The 22,198-nt window shown below is 40.7% G+C and carries 14 protein-coding genes and 1 tRNA gene; 3 read left to right on the top strand and 12 right to left on the bottom strand.

Going from position 1 to position 22,198, the window contains the following annotated elements:
• Positions 1-311: 311 nt before the first annotated feature.
• From pgsA to uvrY, 4 genes are all read right to left on the bottom strand, one after another.
• Positions 312-860 (bottom strand): CDP-diacylglycerol--glycerol-3-phosphate 3-phosphatidyltransferase, encoded by a 549-nt coding sequence (gene pgsA / locus Q0779_RS18795; protein WP_298775003.1) that lies wholly within the window; start codon positions 858-860, stop codon positions 312-314.
• 29 nt (positions 861-889) lie between these two features.
• Complete coding sequence (locus Q0779_RS18800) at positions 890-1,039, bottom strand: hypothetical protein (RefSeq protein ID WP_298775006.1); 150 nt, start codon at positions 1,037-1,039, stop codon at positions 890-892.
• Between the two features lie 5 nt (positions 1,040-1,044).
• Positions 1,045-2,871, bottom strand: coding sequence for an excinuclease ABC subunit UvrC (gene uvrC, locus Q0779_RS18805; protein ID WP_298775008.1), 1,827 nt, complete (start codon positions 2,869-2,871; stop codon positions 1,045-1,047).
• Positions 2,872-3,290: 419 nt separating this feature from the next.
• The gene (gene uvrY, locus Q0779_RS18810) at positions 3,291-3,935 is read right to left on the bottom strand and encodes a UvrY/SirA/GacA family response regulator transcription factor (protein WP_298775010.1); all 645 of its coding nucleotides are present in this window, start codon (positions 3,933-3,935) and stop codon (positions 3,291-3,293) included.
• A 665-nt stretch (positions 3,936-4,600) separates the two neighbouring features.
• On the opposite strand from uvrY, the gene Q0779_RS18815 reads away from it, so the two are divergent.
• Positions 4,601-9,031, top strand: a complete 4,431-nt coding sequence (locus Q0779_RS18815) for a PKD domain-containing protein (protein ID WP_298775011.1) — start codon at positions 4,601-4,603, stop codon at positions 9,029-9,031.
• Positions 9,032-9,094: 63 nt separating this feature from the next.
• On the opposite strand, the gene Q0779_RS18820 is transcribed toward Q0779_RS18815, so the two are convergent.
• The 8 genes from Q0779_RS18820 to cyoA form a co-directional block, all read right to left on the bottom strand.
• A tRNA-Ser gene (locus tag Q0779_RS18820) sits at positions 9,095-9,185 on the bottom strand.
• A gap of 250 nt (positions 9,186-9,435) precedes the next feature.
• The gene (locus Q0779_RS18825; RefSeq protein WP_298775013.1) at positions 9,436-14,109 is read right to left on the bottom strand and encodes an Ig-like domain-containing protein; all 4,674 of its coding nucleotides are present in this window, start codon (positions 14,107-14,109) and stop codon (positions 9,436-9,438) included.
• Positions 14,110-14,122: 13 nt separating this feature from the next.
• Positions 14,123-15,169, bottom strand: coding sequence for an OmpA family protein (locus Q0779_RS18830; protein WP_298775016.1), 1,047 nt, complete (start codon positions 15,167-15,169; stop codon positions 14,123-14,125).
• A gap of 420 nt (positions 15,170-15,589) precedes the next feature.
• A complete protein-coding gene (cyoE, locus tag Q0779_RS18835) occupies positions 15,590-16,438 on the bottom strand; it encodes a heme o synthase (protein WP_298775018.1) in 849 nt (282 codons plus the stop codon).
• Positions 16,435-16,764, bottom strand: coding sequence for a cytochrome o ubiquinol oxidase subunit IV (cyoD, locus tag Q0779_RS18840; RefSeq protein WP_298775020.1), 330 nt, complete (start codon positions 16,762-16,764; stop codon positions 16,435-16,437). Before cyoD ends, cyoE begins: the two co-directional genes overlap by 4 nt.
• On the bottom strand, positions 16,761-17,363 hold the full coding sequence (gene cyoC, locus Q0779_RS18845; protein ID WP_298775022.1) for a cytochrome o ubiquinol oxidase subunit III: 603 nt from the start codon (positions 17,361-17,363) through the stop codon (positions 16,761-16,763). Before cyoC ends, cyoD begins: the two co-directional genes overlap by 4 nt.
• Positions 17,356-19,323 carry a cytochrome o ubiquinol oxidase subunit I gene (gene cyoB / locus Q0779_RS18850; protein ID WP_298775024.1) on the bottom strand — a complete coding sequence of 656 codons (1,968 nt, stop codon included), beginning with the start codon at positions 19,321-19,323 and terminating at the stop codon, positions 17,356-17,358. Before cyoB ends, cyoC begins: the two co-directional genes overlap by 8 nt.
• A 2-nt stretch (positions 19,324-19,325) precedes the next feature.
• Positions 19,326-20,204: a ubiquinol oxidase subunit II gene (gene cyoA / locus Q0779_RS18855; protein ID WP_298775025.1), complete on the bottom strand. Its 879-nt coding sequence runs from the start codon at positions 20,202-20,204 to the stop codon at positions 19,326-19,328.
• Positions 20,205-20,725: 521 nt separating this feature from the next.
• On the opposite strand from cyoA, the gene Q0779_RS18860 reads away from it, so the two are divergent.
• The gene (locus tag Q0779_RS18860) at positions 20,726-21,877 is read left to right on the top strand and encodes a hypothetical protein (protein ID WP_298775027.1); all 1,152 of its coding nucleotides are present in this window, start codon (positions 20,726-20,728) and stop codon (positions 21,875-21,877) included.
• Positions 21,878-21,922: 45 nt separating this feature from the next.
• Positions 21,923-22,057, top strand: coding sequence for a hypothetical protein (locus Q0779_RS18865; protein WP_298775029.1), 135 nt, complete (start codon positions 21,923-21,925; stop codon positions 22,055-22,057).
• Positions 22,058-22,198 lie beyond the last annotated feature (141 nt).

A 22,198-nucleotide genomic window follows, 5' to 3' on the forward strand; every position in this document is an offset into this window, starting at 1 on the left:
GCTAATGTCGCTTATTTTGCTACTCTAACACAATTGAAGGTATCAACTTTCAACCTTATCAACTGAGCTAATGTCGCCTTTAACCTTATGTGGTTATGACTCATAAGATGTGATGAACATAACTTGTTTTGTTCACTTCGTCTTGAGTACGGGATGGCATTCTACCGATTTATGACAGAGAGTCAATCGCCAATTCAGGGATAACCAACTGACTGCGCACAAAATCAACGAACAGGCCCTTTTCCCTTCAACTTGAATGAAAAAAGCCCACGTTAAGTGAGCTTTTTTCGTTTAATCGCATCACACAAACGCTATTCAGCGGTTAAATCACTCCACGCAGCACAAATGTAATTAATCATTGACCAAAAAGTCAGTATGCTGGCAATATAAAACAAGGTGTATGCTGTATAAATAATAAAATCATTAGGTTGCCAAATGAGTCCTATGATGGCTATCATTTGAGCAGCTGTTTTATATTTACCAATCCAAGAAACCGCCACTTTACCCCTTTTGCCAATTTCTGCCATCCATTCTCGCAATGCAGAGATCACAATTTCACGTCCAATCATAAACAATGCGGGTATCGTCAACCAAATGCTATTGTATTGCCCTACGAGTAATACCAAAGCTGTGATCACCATAATTTTATCTGCAACAGGATCTAAAAAGGCACCAAAGCGTGTCGATTGTTTTAATTTCCTAGCCGCGTAACCATCAAGTGCATCCGTTAAAGCGGCTAACCAAAAGACAAAAGCCGCAGCAAATGATGCCCACGTCTCAGGAATATAAAAAAGCACAACAAAAACAGGCAAAAGTAATAACCTGAACAGGGTTAACGCGATGGGTACATTAAAGGGCATTGATAAAACCTATTATCTAAAAAGCAGCGTCAATCTTGCCTTAATTTCAAGGCACCCGCAATGCATACTCGGGGAATATTAACGCTTTGCCTCATTTCTAACCATGTTTCACCACTGAGTGAAACGCTATCGACTTCAATCTTACTTTTAAAGCTTAGCGTCATCATAACACATGTCATTCACTTCACTCCTTTAAAGAATCATGAATAAGTTGAGCCATATCGATACTTATCCCAGGTACTTTGGCTAATTCTAGCACGCTCGCGCCTTTCACCCCTTGCAGCCCACCTAAATATTGCAGTAACACTTTACGCCGTTTAGGGCCGACACCTACAATCGATTCCAATGTAGATGTATTACGGGTTTTTTGACGTTTATTACGATGCCCTGTGATTGCAAAACGATGTGACTCATCTCTAATATGTTGAATCAGGTGTAAAGCACCTGAATCATGCGCCAGATTAAAAGACGTCTCCGTAGTACCATAAATTAATGTTTCAAGGCCCGGTTTTCGCCCTTCTCCTTTCGCTACTCCTATGAGCATAGGTGGATTATCGAGATGTGTACACTTTTCATCGACAACTTGCTGCGCAATACGAAGCTGACCAATACCCCCATCAATGAATAAAATGGTGGGAACTTTTCCACCTGGCTTTATCTTATCAAATCGGCGACTGATCGCCTGCTTCATTGCGGCATAATCATCACCAGGGGTAATATCGGTTATATTGTATCGTCGATAATCTGCTTTTAATGGCCCCTCACGATTAAACACCACACAAGAAGCAACGGTGCTTTCTCCCATCGTATGGCTAATATCAAAACATTCCATACGATGAATGATTTGCGTGGTTTCTAATGCCTCTTCCAATAACGTAAAGCGTTGCTCAATGGTATTTTTATGCGACAAACGCGTATTTACTGCGTGAATCGCATTCGTATTAGATAATTTTAAAAAACGCGATCGCTCGCCCCTTACATTCGTTTTAATGTTCACTTTTTTATCGAGTGCAGTATGAATCGCTTGTTCAAATAACACCGTTTCTTTAAAGTCAGGGTTTAATATAATCTCTTTTGGTACGCTGCGTTGACTTTCAGTATTAAGGTAAAACTGCAATATAAACCCATGCAATACTTCTGATAAATCGGTTTTGGCAGGCACACTGGGGTAATAACTCCGACTCCCAAAAATTTTGCCATCACGAATGAATAGCAAGTGAAAACACGCCACACCTGAAGCATAATATGCCCCAATAACATCCATATCTCCTGATGCATTAGACACTTCCTGTTGTTCTGTGACTCGCCTTAATGCAGTAATTTGATCTCGTAAACGTGCAGCCATTTCATATTCCAGCTCAGCTGCAGCCAAGTTCATTTTATCCACTAAAGCCGTCATGACTTGCTTATCTTTCCCTTTCAAAAACAAACTGGCTAACGTCACTTGTTCTTGATAATCACTTTCACTGATTTTATCAACACAAGGTGCACTACAACGGCCAATTTGGTATTGCAAACAAGGGCGCGAACGGGACTTATAATACAGATCATCACACTGCCTAATAGGAAAAAGGGTTTGCATTAAATGCAGGCTTTCTCTCACCGCTCCCCCATTGGGATAAGGGCCAAAATATTGCCCTTTATCTCGTTTAACACCTCTATGATAAGCCAATCTGGGGTGCTTATGCTGACTCAATAGAATATAAGGATATGATTTATCATCTCTTAACAATACATTATATTTCGGCATGTATTGCTTAATATAATCATTTTCTAAAATCAATGCATCAGTTTCACTGTGTGTCACTGTCACATCAATATGTTTAATATGTGCCACCAAGGCTTGAGTTTTAACATTGGGAATATTTTTACGAAAATAAGAGGACAAACGTTTTTTTAAATCTTTCGCTTTACCAACATAAATGACGGTCTGGTTTTCGCCATACATACGATAAACACCGGGCGCGGAACTCACCGTTTTTAAAAAATCTGTTGGATTAAATTCATCCATAATATACCCGTGATACTTGAAGATGCATGTTTTCAGAGCCTGTAAAAGTGCCTAATTCAAGGCGTATTATTGCAAGAATGCTTATTGCCTTTTAAGATGATACAATGCAGAAGTAGGTGATTTTACAGACTCCCAAAGGGCTGGTTTAAAAGCCTTTTATACTGCGTTATTGAACATCAGCTTAGAATGACTAAGCACGCTGTTCAAGCTGACCATCAAGGATGATGGAAATGTCATTTATGCAGGAGCAATTAATGACCTTGCCTAAAAGGCTTTTAATTCCAGCTGAATCCTGTATCTTCAAGTATCACGGGTATAATCCCCCTCTACATGACAAAACAACACGAATCGTCACCTTTTCACTTTTGGCTAAAATAAAAAGCGCTTATGAATAAGCGCTTTTTACACGTACAACCTGACTAAAATTGACCTGTATCAAGCATTTTATAACGGATCGCTAAACGTGTGAGTTCAACATCACCACCAATACCTAATTTAGCAAATAAACGGTAGCGATAACTGTTGACTGTTTTAGGACTCAAATTCAATTGCTCAGAAATATCACTCACCTTTTCACCATTAGTGATCATAATCATGATCTGTAATTCCCGTTCAGATAATGATTGAAACGGATTATCTTCAGTTGGATTAAATTGGCTCAATGCCATTTGCTGAGCAATCTCAGGGGAGAGATAACGCTGCCCGTGCGCAACCTGCCTAATGGCTTGTAATACTTCAGGTGGCGTTGCACCTTTGGTTAAATAACCTGATGCACCAGCCTGCATCACTTTTGTTGGAAAGGGTTCTTCAGTATGGATGGTTAACACAATAATTTTAGCATGCGCTTGGTAACGCAATATTTTACGTGTCGCTTCTAAACCACCGATCCCAGGCATATTCATGTCCATCAAAATCACATCGGCTTCATTTTGACGACTCCATTGCACTGCCGTTTCGCCATCACAAGCTTCACCAACGACCCTAATACCACGTTCATCTTCCAAAATACGTCTGATACCCGTTCTAACCAGTTCATGATCATCGACTAAATATACAGAAATCAAATTATCTCTTCCTTCCGACATAAACGCGTAGAGGCAATCGCCTCGAAAAATAAGTTATAAGTAATTTATCCCATCTATTATGAATTAGAAAGGAGAATTTACCAATTGCTAAGCATATGAAATACAATAAAAGTGTAAACGATTCACTTAGCAGAAAATTCATACAAGGTCTTCTCTAACCCCTCCTCAAAAAATGAACAAGTAAAAGAGCGCACCCTAGGTAATATCTCAGCTACACGTTCATTTTCGTATCAAAGAAGCAGAAAACACACTTTATTTTTCACTCCTAAAAAATAACAAACATATAAAGACGACCCAAACAATATAAACATAAAAAAGAATAAAGCGGAGTCTATTATGATCACGCGATTTCAAGTCACTTATTTTCAAGTCGATAAAAATAATGAATAAATCGATTCTAACCACAATACTCAGTAACTGACCTTGAAACTCATTCTAATGTCAACTATGTTTCTTAACATAAAGGAAACAAATATAAAGAACACAACAAAATATTCTAATAAAATGCTCCATCATTAGGGGAAACGACTATACGCCGCCCACTCATATTGATATTCGTAATATTACTGGCCGCTTGCAGTGGTGACTCTGACAGAGAGTATCCTCTGTCTCTATCGATACCTATTGCTGACGCGGGACATAGCATGATGTTGCAACGCGGTGATACCGCAGTATTAGATGGTAGCGGATCTTATGATCCTAATGGTGCTTCCATAACCTTAGATTGGCAAATTATCTCTCAACCCACAGATAGTTCCAGTCAGCTCAGCGATAGCACAAGCACCTATCCCAGTCTTTATTTGGATGCCGTTGGCGACTACGAAATACAGTTAATGGTTAATAATGGAACAACAGATAGCATACCTGTGACGGTATTAATCAGCGATTCTGATTCGATACCTGTTGCTCATGCTGGCCCAGATCGTAAAGCAAGTGGTTCCAATACCATCATTCTAGATGGAAGCTTGAGTTTTGACAGCGATGGCGATCAATTAAACTACCAATGGACTATGGTTTCCAGTCCTTCAGGTAGTTCAGCAACCTTAGTCCGGCCAACTTCCCCTTATGCGATGTTTACACCGGACACTTCAGGATCCTATGAATTTGAACTGATCGTTTCTGATGGTAGCAATACCAGTTTGCCCGATACCGTGATCGTAACAGATCAAAATATCACCCCAGTCGCGAACGCGGGTACAAGTACGACTTTTGTCATCGGACGAGCTGTTAATCTTAATGGTAGTAGCTCCTTTGATATGGATGGCGATAGCTTAACATTTCAGTGGCGGATCGTTTCAGCCCCCACAAACAGCACTGCGACACTGCTAAATAGTACCTCAGTCATTGCCTCTATTACACCAGACGTTTCAGGTGACTACGTTATCTCACTAGTTGTTAATGATGGGAAAACCAGCAGTCCCGTGACTTCTGTCACCTTACACAGTGATAACCAGCCACCTCTCGCCAACGCTGGACGAGATTTAAACAGTCAAATTGGCCAACTAGTGCACCTTGATGGTAGCGGCTCAAGCGATGCAGACGGTGATCCCTTAGAGGTACGTTGGTCTTTTGTTTCTAAGCCTAAAAACTCGGCATCGATATTATCTGATATTCATACTCTACAGCCCACCTTTACCCCAGATTCTGCGGGCGATTATGTAGTGCAATTAATCGTATATGATGGACACTATTTCAGTATCGCTGATACTGTCACCATTTCGACAAATAACTTAGCACCAACAGCCCATGCAGGTACCAATCAAACCATTGTCACGGGTCAACTATTCAACCTTGATGGTTCAAAATCGAGCGATCCAGAAGCTGCTCCGTTGAGCTATTACTGGTCCCAAATTGCTGTCCCAAAAGGCAGTACTGCACTACTCTCTAGTACTACAGTCGTTTCACCCAGCTTCACCCCTGATGTCTCGGGCCACTATGTGTTCCAACTGATCGTTTCTGATGGCAGCCACAACAGTCTACCTGCTACAGTCGTCATCTCTGATAGCAATCTCCCTCCTATCGCTGAGGCTGGCCCCGATCAAAATGTGGCCACGAGTTATATGGCCACGCTCGACGGTACCCTGTCGAGTGATCCAGAGTCTCAACCCTTAACCTTCCGCTGGGTATTATTATCCAGTCCCATCGGTAGTACGGCTGCCATCATTAACAGTAATAACGCCATTGCATCATTAATACCCGATAGTGCCGGTGATTATGTGGTGCAGTTAACCGTAGAAGACTCTGCTGGGCAAAAAAAATCTGACGTGTTAATCATCCGTGATGCGGCGAGCAATACCATACCAGTCGCCGATGCCGGGACCGATCTACAGGTCAATTTAGGCGCCAATATTGTATTGGATGGTTCAGGCTCATTTGATGCCGATGGGGATCCGCTTCATTATGCGTGGTCAATGGTCAGCCGCCCTGCTGGCAGCACCGCTCAATTAGTCAATGATACGACTAGAAACCCGAAAATCACCCCCGATGTCGATGGTGATTTTATTATTCAGTTAGTCGTAAGTGATGCAAAAAGTACCAGTTTTCCAGATACGATTATCATTCATGATACAAAAAAGAACTTACAACCAAATGCGCATATTAGTGCCACATCGATGGGCGTGACATTAACCACCGTTTCACTCGATGGTAGCCACAGTTCCGATCCCAATGGCGATACACTGAGTTATCACTGGGCACTACTCAGTCAACCCGCGGGGAGTAGTGCAAGATTAGATGATATCACCTTGGCGATACCACACTTCACTCCTGATCTAGCAGGTGACTACTTAATAACATTACGGGTTAATGATGGACAGTTAACGTCATCACCTACCTCAAAGTTAATCACGGTTAATGATCCTGCAAAAGGCTCAGCCATCCCCTTGCCAAACGGCCATAACATAATGATGCTGAGTGCTACAGGCGGAGAGAGCCGCACAGGGGCGTTAATTTCATTACGAGAAAGTGATTTATCGCAGAGCACTGAAATTATCAGCTTTCACGGCGTGCCAGGGTTCTTTGAAAAAAGAATCAGCCAAAGTCTCGTTGCGCACCCCAATACAATGGAGTTGTATAGTTTACAATCAGAGACTGGCGTCCATGGTAGTGGATCCATTTTTACTTTAGATCCTAAAACACAAACGCTTAAGTTATTCACCAGTATTCCACCTTTTGACATCAACGGACATCGCATTCGCTTTGCTGAATCTAAATTGCTATTTCATCCCGATGGCAAGTCTCTTTATGCTTACTCAAGGTACGGCGGAATCAACAATGCAGGCTTATTACTTCATATTAATACCGACGCTACAGATGCAAACTATAGAGATGTTTCCGTGATAGGTGAAATAGGGGCGAGTATTGGCAGTTTTGTCGGTTCGGCATCATCTGGGATCAGTAACTTAATGTGGAATGGCACCAACAAGCTGTTACTGGTTTTCGGGTTCTCTCGTTTACAACCCTCGCGTCCCGTTCTCGAATTTACGGCGTCAAATGCTAACGACTTGACACAGCCTTGGCAAATATCAAGTTTTGTCGATAGAGCTTGGAGCCGAGGACGCCATATTGCTGTTGATAATGACAGTTTTGTCAACGTAACATCCATTGATCCTCCAATAGTCGAAGGCGTGACGCGCAGCGGAGGGAGCGGTTATAACCTCCGTGATTGCTCTAACCCTATTGGGGCATTTTTTTGGCTTGCCCCTGATGTGTTCATTATTTGTACAGGTAACAGTATTAATGCCGCTGCTTTATATAAAACCAATATAGGGGCAGCAAGACCGAGCTTAGAACGTGGGTTTTCTAATTGGACTGACATTGCTATTAACGGCTTAGTGGCCTCAGAGGTCGGTGCGAGAATGTATATTACTGTTACTGACGAAAATGCCAGCCTCTTTGCCGATATCCCCGCAGGCTCGTTACCCTCATCATTCACCATAAAAGCCCCTTTTCTCAGTGAGGTAACGCAACCCAATTACAGTGATCGCCCCGTTATTACCGGCGGGGGCGATCGAGGAAGCTACTTTATTGGTGACCCAGCGATAATCAATGATCCTACCGATAATATCAACGACCGCTATGTGTCGGTATTGAGCTATGATGGCGGTGGTTATGGGCACGGTGCCGTATTGACCTACGATAGGGGGAATTCATCGGTAAGCATGGCTTCATTAGGTTTTGAATCGGGGGGCTTTCCATTTGGTCGCGCAGTAAAAACATCCACTGGCGATTATCTTTTTTCCGTTATTTCAGCGCGAACCAGCCGATTCTCCGGTTCAATACTCCGTTATGATTCTGCATTGGGTACGTTGAACTCAATTTCAACGCCTGATCGAGTCCGCCCAGGGATTAATCTCGCTGAATCCGCTCAGGGAACACTCTACGGATTAGGGATTAATTTATCCTATAAACATTACCAACTATTTTCACTCGATGGCGCAACGCTTGCCTCTCAATCACTAAAAGATCTCGATTCGACTGTCGATGTGGTACCCGAATATGAAGTAATTATGGATAATGATCATCTTTGGTTCTTTAATGATACGCGGCTTTATTGCTATGACACACTAACCCATCAACAATACTCATATGATTTTACCACCGCAGGTGCAAATGATCCCGTTAGAGCGATTGCCTTTAAAAGCGCCGGTGGAGAAGGCTTTTTTGCCACTCGCGACAATGCAATGTCGGGGCAAGGTACCATCCAACGCTTGAGTAATAGCTGTACAGCCCCCACCATTAGTGATGCCATTACGGGCTTAACAGACTTACCTTCTACTGCGTTACTGTCAGCTTCCGATGGGTATTTTTACTACGGCACTCAAGGTGGCAAGTTAATGCGCTTCGACTCGACTAATGACAGTACGTTACAAGTCGCTGATTTTGGGGTGACCAGTGTCGTCGGTTTTTTAACAGAAGATTCAAACGGCGATATTGTCGGAATCGTCTCAGATGGCAGTGGCCATAATGATAAATTATTTGCTTATACATTATCAAACAGTGCCGTCGTCACTCAAACTGTTCCCACAGATAAGCCTATCGATAGCCACTATCCTGGGGTTACTGAAATAAATTAGTCGCTCGTTAGAGCCAAATGCAAAAAAACCTATCTAAAAAGATAGGTTTTTTTATTTTTAAAATGGCGGAGAGATAGGGATTTGAACCCTAGATGGGCTACAAACCCATGCCGGTTTTCAAGACCGGTGCATTCGACCACTCTGCCATCTCTCCAAGCGGGAGGGATAATACCTCTGCGCTGACTTGCTGTAAACAAAAAAATGCCACTATAAATGCGTTTGGTTGTTTTGCCATCAAATTTGATTAATTTAGGTGCCAGACATCTTCTCTCTTCCCCATCCATGGGGTGATAAATCAATAAGCGATAACGCAATAAAAAGACACAAAAACGCTGTTCTTATCCTTATATAAAACAGTCAAAAACATTATAAAATCAAGATTAAATTTCAATAAAAGCCCCCTCTTAATAGCCATTGTATAAAGGACAAGAACCAGGACATGAATTAGCTATAATTTTAGTGACTTTGAATTGTTCGCCATTAACTGTCTTCCAACCAGACTGCTTTTGCACAGACACCTGACAGCCACATCCCGAATGGGCTTTTAAGGTCACATCTAACCCCGCTAAATCTGGGCGTAAACAGAACGCATACTTATTCTTTTTACGGCTCAATGTCGGCCCATCTCCACTCGTATTGGCCCACCCAGTAATTAATGTTTTGCTGTCATTCAATTCTGCATAACAATTTAAAGGGTATGATGTTTTTGATTTAATGGTTAACCCCGTTGTATCACTCAAGCTGACACTGTCAACATAGGTAGCAGTAATATCAATACTGCCTTTCGTTAAATAAGCTGTTGTTATTCCATTTTTATCAATCGTTGCAATTGCAGGATTACTGCTAACCCATGAAATTTTACTATCACTGCTCGCATTATAAGTGGTGTTATTACTGTAAGTCACCGTTGCAGTGTATTGCTTTGTTTGTCCTTGATAACTACTGCCATTAACCGGCGTTACGCTTAATGATTCTGGCACAGCAGAAGTCACCGAAAGTGAAGCGCTGGCACTAAAATCACTATTAGTATCCGTTGCAACAATATTAGCCGTGCCGTTAACACTCTTATTTGCAGTGACGAGTCCTTCAAAACCTGTAGTCCCGACTGTCGCAATGGCCGTATTATCACTACTCCAATCAATATTCGTGGTCACGTCCCGTGTCACACCATCACTGTATGTCATCCATGCTTGAAATTGCTGTGTTGTTCCTTGCGCAATGCTTGCTACAGAGGGCGTGACTTCAAGTTCAGTTGGAATAGGATCTGCCACTGTTAACACTCCAGTGGCCTCAAACGGCATATTATTATCAATCAATTTAGCCGTAATATTCACATCGCCAGTGCCTTCTGAAAATAGCGTTGAAGCCAATCCTTGATTATTCACTGAGGCAAGATAATTATTACTGCTCGACCATGAAATATCATAAACCCTTCCATCACTCACATCCAAAACACTGCTATCACTGTAGGTCATCACAGCATAGAATTGTTTGGTATAACCCATAGGAATTGAAGCTATATCAGGGGAAAGTGCCAAGCTCACTGGGACAGCAGGTGTAACATCTAAACTTGTACTATTAGTGACCGACACACCATTGTCAAAAAACTGTGCAGAAACCGTCACCTCACCCACTTTTTGTTGACTGTTTGCCGTGACGACTCCTTGCTCATTAATGCTCGCTAATTCACTGGGTTGAGTTGACCATGACAAGGCCTTATTTTGTGTAAAATCGGCAGTAGTATCATCACTGTAAATAACTGTTGCTGTGTATTGTTGTGTTCGACCTTGGGCAAGACTCACGACAATCGGTGATATCACTAAACGTTGAGGCGTCGCTGCTGTCACTGTGATAACGGCCGTCGCGTCGACTGATACATTGATATCAGTATAAGTCGCTTTAATTTCAGCATCGCCTAGCTGTTGTTGACTATTGGCTGTCACTAACCCCGTACCAGTAATAGCAACCAGACTCTCAGTATTATTTATCCAAGAGACAAGGGTTGTCACATCATTACTGGTATTATCACTGTAAGTCACTATCGCTTTAAACTGCTGATAAGTGCCTTGAGCAAGATTAACAGAAGTTGGCGTTATGACTAACGCCTTAGGGATAGCTTCCGTCACTGCAATTTTCATACTGGCATTGACACTGATCCCTGTATCAATATACGTTGCCAGTACGGTAACATCACCCGTTTGTTGAGTGCTATTGGCGGTGAGTATTCCGTCTTCATTCACTTTTGCCAACACTGTATTGTCACTCACCCAAGAAATACCGTTATCTTGACTGACATCCGCAGTGGTATTATCACTATAAATAACCACCGCTTTTAGCGGCATACTTTGTCCTTGAGCAATACTGCTTTTATCAGATGAAAGGACTAATTCAATTGGAATTGCTTTCGTCACTGCTAGCATCATTTCCCCTTGAACACGATTAACACCATCTTGATAAACCGCACTGACCGAAACATCACCATTAATCTCGTTACTGTTTGCCGTGAGTAAACCTTGATTATCGATTGTCGCAATAGAGGCGTCCCCACTCACCCAAGATGTATCATAAAGCTCACCATTAGTGACATTAACAACACTTGCATCACTGTAAGTCACTTTGGCCGTTATCTGGGTGCTTTGTCCTTGAGCGATACTCTTCTTAAGCGCGCTAAGTACCATATTGACAGGGATCGCTTGAGTAATCGAAACCGTCATACTACTCGCAACAGTAACCCCAAGATCCACAAATGTCGCAGTAATATTGACATCCCCAGTTTGTTGCTGACTATTGGCCGTTAATAATCCATCATTTGTAACAAGTGCTAATTCATTGTTGTCACTCACCCAAGAAGTCCCTAGGCTACCACCATCACTGACATCTTCAGTAGTATTATCGCTATAAATCACTGTGGCGGTTAATTGAAGAGTCTGTCCCTGAGCAAGAGTCGATTTTTCACTGCTCATCACTAATTTTACTGGCACAGCTTGAGATACAGTCATCGACAATTTGCCTTCAACTTGCTCCCCTGCATCGGTAAAAACAGCACTCACAACCCCTTGTCCCTCTTTACCATTACTGTTTGCCGTGACGATCCCTTTTTGATCCACGATCATGAGTTCATCTGAACTGCTCTGCCAAGAAATGGCATTTGACGTACCATCAGTCACTGTTGCAGTGGTATTATCACTGTATGTGACAATCGCATTCAATTGGCTCGATTGTCCCTGAGCGATTTGAGTATTATCACTGTCTATCACAAGTTCAATAGGTACAGCATCGGTAATGGATACCAACACTGAACCCACCACTTTCGTCGATACATCCATAAAAGTCGCAGTGACAGTCACATCACCAGTATTTTTTTGTTTATTCGCCATGAGCAAGCCTGTATCACTGACTGTAGCCAGCGTATTGTCACTGCTTACCCAAGAAATGCCACCTTGACTGGCATCACTCACATTGGCTGTCGTATTATCACTGTAAGTCACCATCGCCGTTAACTGAGTGCTCTGTCCTTGAGCCACCTGACTTTTGAGTGCACTGACAACCAATTCTACGGGTATCGCTTCACTTACCGTTAATAATTTATTGCCACTGATCTGCTGACTCACATCAGTATAATTAGCAGTGATTGTCACATTACCCGTTATTTGCTGGCTATTTGCTACCACTAGACCCACATTATTCACACTGGCAATTGAGCTCGAATCGCTGCTCCAAGAAAGATTTGGGCTTTCACTTAGCGTTTTACTCGTATTGTCGCTATAGGTAATTTTGGCACTAAGCTGAGTCGATTGCCCTTGAGCAATATTATTATTTGCTGATAATATAACCAGTTCTACTGGTATAGCTTGAGTAATTGATAATACTGCGGTATTACTCACAATGACAGGTTGACTATTATTATTAAAAACAAACGTCGCAGTCACCGTCACATCGCCCACTCCTTGATAACTGTTTGCCGTTGCAATGCCTGTCAACGAATTCACAGTCGCCAAATCCACATTACTGCTCACCCAAGAGGTCTGACTATTTTGAGTGACATCCACCACTCGACCATTGCTATAAGTCGCCAGCGCAATGAACTTCTGCGTCATCCCTTGAGCCAAGCTCGTTGATGTCGGCGTCACAACAAGTGAGACAGGGATGGCATCAATCACACTAAGCTGCGCACTTGCCAGAAAGGATACGCCGCCACTGCTAAACACACCTTTAATGTTCACATCACCATTATTGTCATTACTCGCCATGACAAGGCCCTTGCTATCCACAGCAGCGATATCAGCATTACTACTTTGCCATGACATACCTTGACTTTGACTCACATTAATTTGCGTGCCATCACTGTAAGTCACCATCGCTACCATGCTTTGCTCAGTTCCCTGAGGAATACTGCTTGTGACAGGCGTGATCACTAATTCAGTCGGAATGGCATCTGTGACCGTCAATTGGCTTTGACCACTGACCACCACTCCATTGCTCTGGAAAATAGCCGACACTGACGTTGAACCATTCATTGTGACATTTGCTGTCACCCCTCCTTTTTGATCAACTGCCAACAAATTATTATTACCTACATCCCATTGAATAGTATCACTTTGAGTCGCATCAAAAGTCGTCCCATCACTGTAAGTCACCGTCGCCACTAATTGGGTCGTACTGCCTTGTGGTAAATTCAAAGAGGTCGGTGTTATCACTAGCTCCGTTGGCACAGCAGGGCTCACCATTAACTCAACATTGGCCATTTGATCCTGAAATACAGCGGATATCTTTTCAATTTCATCATCACTGTTAATACCTGTTGCAATTCCAGAAGTAGAAATAGAAGCATCATTAGGGTTGCTTACACTCCAACTCGTCTGAGCAGTCACATCTACGGTTGTATTATCATTATAAATAGCCGTTGCCGTGTAAGCCTGAGTGGTACCTGCAGGGATCACTGCATTTGTCGGCTCCACTTGTAAACCCACGACAGACGGACTTTCAAAAGTTGCATATTCACTCTCACCACAACCCACTAGCGACATTGAAAAGAGAGCAACTATCATCAATACACAGTAATGTTTTACTAAAGTCATCAGAACGAACACCTTAATTTGAAATAAAAGTTACAGATACTCGACGGTTTTTCTGCCGTCCCAAAATCGTGCGATTGTCCGCAATAGGAGTGGTTTCGCCTTGGGCTGATATATCAATTCGATTAATAGGGATCTCATGAGCAACGAAGAAATTCTTGACTGACAGCGCACGCTGCTGCGAAAGCATTTGATTATATGCTTTAGGGCCTTGAGCATCCGCATGCCCTTGAATGAGTATTTGATAATTTTGATGCGATGCTATGAAACTTTTTAGTTTTAAAAGCAACTTATCTCGATTTTGACTAAAGGTTGAATACCGAGTATCAAAATAAACAAGGTATTTTTTGGAGATGACAATACGCGATTTTGTTTCGCTATGAGTATAAAAAGATGATGAAGCAATCGATTTCCTAGAACGATCAGAAAAGAAATATTTGATTTCAAATAACGCACTGACTGAACCATGATCTTTTATGACCGTAATGTTATCTTCACTGCCAAAATTACTGTCGACCACCTTAGCATCCAAATCATAAAGATCGTAACGTAACCCTAACCCTAAAGATAAACGTGGGGTAAGCTGGTAAGCCATTCCTGTTTTAAACGTCGCAACCAGACTGGATGATTGTGCCGAGTTAATGAGGTAACCTGACATTGGAGTCTCAGTCCAATAAGACGTACCATAGCCTCCCCCTCCTGAGAAATAGAATGAGAAGGGAGTATTTTCGACTGGAAAATCAAACTGAATACCTAAGCCTAATACATTAAATTGACGATCATTATGATATAAAAAAGTATAATCCATATAAGGTTTAAGTATTGAGTTATCTTGTTTTTTTAAAATAAGATTAACATTAGCAATCCAACCTTGAACACTTATTTCATTAATATTATTAAGGCTTCCTGAACCCACATTTTGAGAGTTAAAAGCATAACTATAACCAGATCCAACACCTAGAGAATCAATAGAATAGTCCCACCATTGTGAATTCTCTACCGAAGAAAATGTCTCAAGAGGAATAAAAGAAAAAGATATTATTATAATTCTTATCAACAACATTAACTTCCCATTTTCTCAATAAAATATTATAAAAAATTTATAACCTATAATAAAATGATAAAAATAAAATCATAATGATAATTAGAGCCAAATCTCCTACTCAGAACCATAACAGGAGCACATTCAACTTACGAGCCCATCAAATTAAACTGTTAGTTACAAAATTAAAATCAAAAAAACCAAGTAAAAATATAAGTAAAAATATAAGCAAAGAAAAACCAATCGATTGATACTAATAATCAATAAGAATATAAACAATTTTTAATGTTTGAACAAACCCATTTTATAAAAAACACGTTTATTTAATTAATCAACACAGCAATATAAACAACAAACATTAATTAAAATAAAATTTAATCAACTAAAAAAATACATAAGTAAAATTAAAAGTCAGGTGAGAAAACAGATATTACAATGAAGTTAATAATTAAAGCCAATGAGCGCGCTAAAAGATGAGATAATAACAATGGAAAAAAGAAACATACTTTTCGCCCAGGATTTGATATTTGAAGTATAAAACCCCTTTAACGATAAGTATAACCAATACACACACAATAACATCATAATGATCAAGTAGAACAACCCCGTATAACCTTGAAAATATAATAGCGAACACAATATGGTAAAAGTAACAATATACATAACACAATGACGTTTTACTTTTTTATCATGATGTAAAACAGAGAACAGTGGAATGTTGGCTTTGATATAATCATCACTTCTGACTAAACCAATTACATAAGAATGGGGTATCTGCCACGAAATACTAATCAACACTAATAAAATTAATCCAGAATCAATATGATTACTGCCAGCACTGTAGCCAACTGCCATTGGCATTGCCCCAGAAACACTGCCAATAAACGTGCCATACACAGATTGTCTCTTAGCCCACAAGCTATAAATGACGACATAGAAAAACCAACCGATAACACCAAATAAAAAACTCAATAAATTAATGCTAAGCAGGCATAAAAAACCCATCCCCCCTAGAGTCAGTCCGAAACGAAACGCCGCTCGCTCTGATATTAACCCTTTCACTAAGACGCGATCAGCCGTTCTTGCCATCAACGCATCAATATCACTATCGATGATATTGTTAAATACACACCCCGACGCAATGACAAAGCTTATTCCCACTAAGAGTAATATTAATACCCCAAAATTGAACACAGCATGTTGAGCTAAAAAAAAACTGCCAAGAACGGTAATTAAATTGCCTAAAATAATGCCTGGTTTTGTTATCGATACGAATGATTTCAGTTTCATAGCATCATGTTGACACGAAGATGATACATGATCCAAAGAGAGCCTCCAATGAGTATAATGACCACTAACATAGTGAAAATAAATGACAGAAAATTCCATCCTTTTTCAGATCGCGTATTCAAATGTAAAAAGAAAACCAATTGCACAAACAACTGCGCTAATGCAAGTAATACTATGGAGATAGTTTTAACCCCTGTAGAAATGTCCAAATAAACAACAATATAGTAAGGAATAATGGTCAACAGAATGGATAAAATAAATCCAGTAATATAAGAAGCATAAGTCCCATGATCAGCCCCACTACTGGTAACCTTTGATTGATTCATTTTGCTATTGCTCCCATCAAATAAACCACGGTAAACACACAAATCCAAATAATATCGAGAAAATGCCAGAATAAACCTAGACAAGTCAGTCGTGTTTTCACTTGCTTAGTCAAATTGGCATGCCAAACACTCCACATGAGCACTAACATCCAAATTAATCCCATTGTCACATGAAAGCCATGAGTCGCCACCAAGCCAAAAAAGCTAGAAATAGAAGCACTTCTATGCCATCCATTACCTTCTGTGATGAGTCCATGAAACTCATAGAGTTCCATCGAAATAAAGCCCACCCCCAACAAAAAAGTAATCACCAAGCATTGAATAACTTGAGTCGATTTATTTCGATGCATCGCCAACATCGCCAAGCCATATGTAAAACTGCTGGTTAATAACAGAAAAGTTTCCACCAATACAAATGGCATTGAAAAAAGTTCTTTGGGAGTCGGCCCCCCAAAAAAATTAGGCATCAAAACAGCATGAGTGGCGAACAAGGTCGCAAATAAAATACAATCACTCATGATGTAAATCCAAAAACCAAAAACGGTTATCGAATGCTCGTCCAGCTCTTCAACATGGGGCTCCATTACAGTACTAGACATTATGACTCCTTAGCTTTTCAATGGCTTCAACTTCAGCCGCAGGTATATAGTAATCCACATCCTTTTCAAAGCACCGATGAATGAAGGCCACAAAAATACCCATTATTCCTACGCAAGCCAGCCACCAAATATGCCAAATCATGGCAAAACCAAAAACAAGCGCAAAGGCTGACATAATGAATCCGGCTCCCGTATTTCGTGGCATATGAATATCCACATAAGGGCGTGTCTCCTTCGGCCTCACAGAATTTTCTTGCTTTTCTTTCCAAAAAGCATCGATATCATCAACCACTGGAGTAAAAGGAAAATTATACAAGGCTGGCGGAGAACTGGTTGACCACTCTAATGTTCTTGCATTCCAAGGATCCCCTGTTGTATCACGGTTTAGCTCGCGATCGCGAATGCTCACATACAATTGAATAGCTTGACATATAATCCCTAGTAGAATGGATACGGCACCCGCCATCGCCACTAAAAGTAAAGGCTGCCACCCTGTATCAATATCATAGTGATTAAGACGTCTGGTCATGCCCATAAATCCAAGTGCATATAAAGGAATAAAAGCCAAATAGAACCCTATCACCCATAACCAAAACCCGCGCTTACCCCACTTTTCATCAAGCGTAAAACCAAATGACTTAGGAAACCAATAGCTGTATCCGGCAAACATGCCAAACACGACCCCACCAATAATGACATTATGAAAATGCGCAATAAGAAATAAGCTGTTATGCAACAGGAAATCAGCACCAGGTACTGACAGTAATACGCCTGTCATTCCCCCTATAGTAAATGTTGATAAAAACGCTAAGGTCCACATAATAGGCAAATTCATTTGTAATCGCCCACGGTAGATCGTAAATAGCCAATTAAATATTTTAACCCCAGTTGGAATGGCAATGATCATCGTCGCAATACCAAAAAAGGCATTCACATTCGCCCCTGAGCCCATAGTAAAAAAATGATGTAACCAAACACTAAAGGAAAGAACCGTGATCACCGCCGTGGCATACACCATAGAGGTATAACCAAATAACTTTTTATGGGTGAAAGTTGGTACCACTTCAGAGAAGACACCAAAAGCTGGCAGAATGAGAATATAGACTTCAGGATGACCCCAAATCCAAATCAAATTAACATACATCATTTGATCGCCACCCGCCGTCGCGGTAAAAAAATGAAAACCTAAATACCTATCTAGAGTCAATAGTGCTAACGTCACCGTTAATACAGGAAAGGCAGCAATAATCAGAATATTAGTGCATAAGGCAGTCCAAGTAAAAATGGGCATTCGCATCAAAGTCATGCCTGGGCAGCGCATTTTCATAATCGTGACAAAGAAGTTAATCCCAGTCATCAAAGTACCAATACCGGCAATTTGCAAACTCCAAATATAATAATCCACTCCCACGCCCGGACTATTGGCAATGCCTGATAATGGCGGATACGCCAACCAACCTGTTCGCGCAAAGTCCCCTATCCCTAAAGACATATTCACTAACGCCATGCCCACAAAAAACAGCCAGAAACTCAACGAATTCATGAAAGGAAATGCCACATCTCTCGCACCAATTTGCTGCGGTACCACAATATTAATAAACCCAATCACCAAAGGCATTGCCACAAAGAAAATCATGATCACGCCATGAGCAGTAAAGATTTGATCGTAATGTTCAGGAGGTAAGTAACCTGGGTCACTGGCCGCTAAAGCGAGTTGCGAACGCATCATAATCGCATCGCTAAAACCCCTTAACATCATGACGAATCCCACAAGAATGTACATGATGCCTATTTTTTTATGATCGATAGTCGTAAACCATTCACTCCAAAGGTAGCGCCACTTACCGTATCGCGTCACAATTAATGCCAATACAATGACCACAGCAGCCATAAATGAAACGGCGCCCATCACAATGCCGTTATCCCAGGGGACAGCGTCCCAAGTTAATTTCCCTAGCATAGTTAATCCTGCCTTAAAATAAATTTGCGATCCGCATTCTGTTTACCTGGCAACATGTATTTTTCAATCACAGCTTCAAATAATCGCGGCTCAACATATGAAAAATACTGTATCGGATGATTTTCACTCTTATTACTTAATTTATTATATTGTGCTTTATTAAGTTTTAGCTGCGATTGCCTAACGCTGTTCACCCAATCTTTAAAGCCTTTTCCAGAGGTTGAGGTGGTGGTAAATGTCATATCAGAGAAGCCTTCACCACTAATATTGGCAGACATACCTCTAAACGTGCCTGTTTCATTGGCAATTAAATGTAACTGGGTTTGCATACCTGACATGGCATAAATTTGTCCACCCAGTTTGGGAATAAAAAATGAATTCATCGGCGCATCTGAGGTGATCTTAAAAGCAATCGGCACATCAATGGGGATTTCGATATGATTAACCGTTGCAATGCCAAATTTAGGATAGATAAACAACCACTTCCAATCGAGCGCAATAACTTCAATGACAATCGGCTCAGCATCGCTGTTCAACGGCTTATACGGGTCAAGTTCATGGGTTGTTCGCCAAGTAATAATGGCTAAAACCAAGATAATAAGAAAAGGGATCCCCCAAACGAAGGCCTCTATTTTAGTTGAATGGGCCCAATCAGGTGCATAGGTTGACTTTTCATTATGCTCACGATATTTCCATGCAAATACAAAGGTCATAACAATCACAGGAATAACAACAATGAGCATCAACAAGGTCGCAGTAATAATTAATGCTCCCTCATCTTTCCCCACCTGCCCCTTGGAATCAAGCACACCTAGACTGCAACCCGTTAGCAAAAGCAATGAAATAATCCAAACCAAATCTTTCTTTGTCATCTTCATCATGGCAACTCTTTACAAATGAGTGGGAGTTGACATTTCACAACATAAACACTCTGATGAGTGGCTATAGAAATGTGAGTAATATTAGTATTGTTGAAAATTTGATTTTTAGCAGGGTGTTTTACACAAAGTCAGTAAAAATTACTGATACACAAGCAACAAACGACTAAAATGATATCGATTATGCCTCACTAAGTGTCAACATATTCCACAATATAAAGCTCATTCAAAAAAACGTTTAAATTTAATCATTTAAGTTTGAGAAAGGTTTACATCGCATCCCATTCAACAGAAAACAGTAAATGAATAACTCACTCATTTAAAATGAAATAAACTTATTTTAGGCTGTTTGAAATGAAATTAAATTAACCTGAAAAGAATAGACAAAGTACGATATTTTTACTTACCCTCAGCAACAAGGATAATCGCAAACTTGATTGTCAATTACGCTGTAACTCAATATAAATTAACAATAAATCTATAATAATAAAATCAGCAAACATCAAATAATAATAAGGAAGAACATGACACTTTCATTCAGGGTATCACCCATCAAAAAAATGATTGCCTATTGGCTTCTATTGATTGGTTCATTGACTCACTTAACGGCCCTTGCAAGTACAAGCCCCTATTATATCGCTTCCATTGGCGACTCTATCACAGCGGGTGTCGACGGTAATAATCAACAGAGCCTTGATAATTACACTTATTCAAATGCCATCATTCAAGGAAAGCTAAAAGCAAAACAAACTTATCAAAGTCTTTTTGTCAGTAACACCACTTTTGCTCCAGGAGGGTATAGAGAAGCACTGGTACAACTGATGTGCGATCCCTATTTATCCATCACTTTTACCACTGATCCCACGGCACCTGCGCAAACGGTCAATAATGATCCCTCCACCTCGATTGCCAGTCATTTTCAATGCGATGCAAGGTCTAAAAAGATCCACTATATCGACAGAAATAATCAATTACATGCTATTAAATTCTTAGGCAACACAACTCCAAACCCATTTGGAACCAATCCTAATAACCAAGCGGCCCCAGGAATCGATTACTTCACCGACACTCAGGCAACAGATAGCAATGGTAAAACCATCACTGTCAAAGCCCCTTATTTTGCCAATCAAGGTTATACCTTGTGTAATAGCACGCACAATTGCCCATTCCCCATTGCATCACTTTTTCAACAAGCGAAAACACCATTGCCTGATAAAGCTAATATTTTTGCGATCACTTTAGCGGGCACTAATGACATTATGCTTGGATTCGATACGTTTAATGAACTTAAAAGCGATCTACTTCATTTTATTACCCGCACCTTGCCTGCAAACTTAAATCCTAACAGCACCAATACACTCTTTCATATTGTATCGCCTATCACACCTGTTACAAACAGTGGTGCCTGTAAAATGTTCACCAAAGATGGTTGCGCCGATCTAACCTATAATCGCTATATTCAAAATAAGAATGTTAGCCCCTCAGCACCCAGCTTAACCCATGATGTGCTCATCAATGATCCAAAAAGCCATATCAGCATCGCAGGATCCATTATCCCAGTGTTGGGGTACAATAATAACGTCCATCCAGATCTACAAAACTACTTATACTTGGGCTACAACATCGCTAACGTGTTAGTAAAAAACTTTCAAATTGCAGCCACTACAGCATCATAATTGACAACAATCTCAACATCAGGGACGATTAAACGCATTGCTTAAATGAAGAAGAAAAGAGGGGGAGAAAACTTGAGGCAATATCGTTATACCCGTGATACTTCAAGATACATGTTTTCAGAGCGCGTAAAAGTGCCTAATTCAAGGCGTATTATTGCCGAAATGCTTATTGCCTTTTAAGATGATACAACGCAGAAGTCGGTGCTTTTACACACTCCCAAAGGGCTGGCCTCTTTATATGTAAAAGCAAGGCCTTTTATACTGTGTTATTAAACATCGGCTTAGAATGACTAGGCTCGATGTTCAATGCCTTGTCTAAAA

The organism is uncultured Shewanella sp., assembly GCF_947491715.1.
Taxonomy (GTDB): Bacteria; Pseudomonadota; Gammaproteobacteria; order Enterobacterales; family Shewanellaceae; genus Shewanella.

Coding starts and splice junctions, on each gene's coding strand:
- pgsA (WP_298775003.1), bottom strand. CDS start 860: ATGCCCTTTAATGTACCCATCGCGTTAACCCTGTTCAGGTTATTACTT.
- uvrC (WP_298775008.1), bottom strand. CDS start 2,871: ATGGATGAATTTAATCCAACAGATTTTTTAAAAACGGTGAGTTCCGCG.
- cyoC (WP_298775022.1), bottom strand. CDS start 17,363: ATGTCTAGTACTGTAATGGAGCCCCATGTTGAAGAGCTGGACGAGCAT.
- Q0779_RS18815 (WP_298775011.1), top strand. CDS start 4,601: ATGATGTTGCAACGCGGTGATACCGCAGTATTAGATGGTAGCGGATCT.
- Q0779_RS18830 (WP_298775016.1), bottom strand. CDS start 15,169: ATGTTGTTGATAAGAATTATAATAATATCTTTTTCTTTTATTCCTCTT.
- cyoA (WP_298775025.1), bottom strand. CDS start 20,204: ATGATGAAGATGACAAAGAAAGATTTGGTTTGGATTATTTCATTGCTT.
- Q0779_RS18860 (WP_298775027.1), top strand. CDS start 20,726: ATGACACTTTCATTCAGGGTATCACCCATCAAAAAAATGATTGCCTAT.
- cyoB (WP_298775024.1), bottom strand. CDS start 19,323: ATGCTAGGGAAATTAACTTGGGACGCTGTCCCCTGGGATAACGGCATT.
- Q0779_RS18865 (WP_298775029.1), top strand. CDS start 21,923: ATGAAGAAGAAAAGAGGGGGAGAAAACTTGAGGCAATATCGTTATACC.
- Q0779_RS18825 (WP_298775013.1), bottom strand. CDS start 14,109: ATGACTTTAGTAAAACATTACTGTGTATTGATGATAGTTGCTCTCTTT.
- cyoD (WP_298775020.1), bottom strand. CDS start 16,764: ATGAATCAATCAAAGGTTACCAGTAGTGGGGCTGATCATGGGACTTAT.
- cyoE (WP_298775018.1), bottom strand. CDS start 16,438: ATGAAACTGAAATCATTCGTATCGATAACAAAACCAGGCATTATTTTA.
- Q0779_RS18800 (WP_298775006.1), bottom strand. CDS start 1,039: ATGACATGTGTTATGATGACGCTAAGCTTTAAAAGTAAGATTGAAGTC.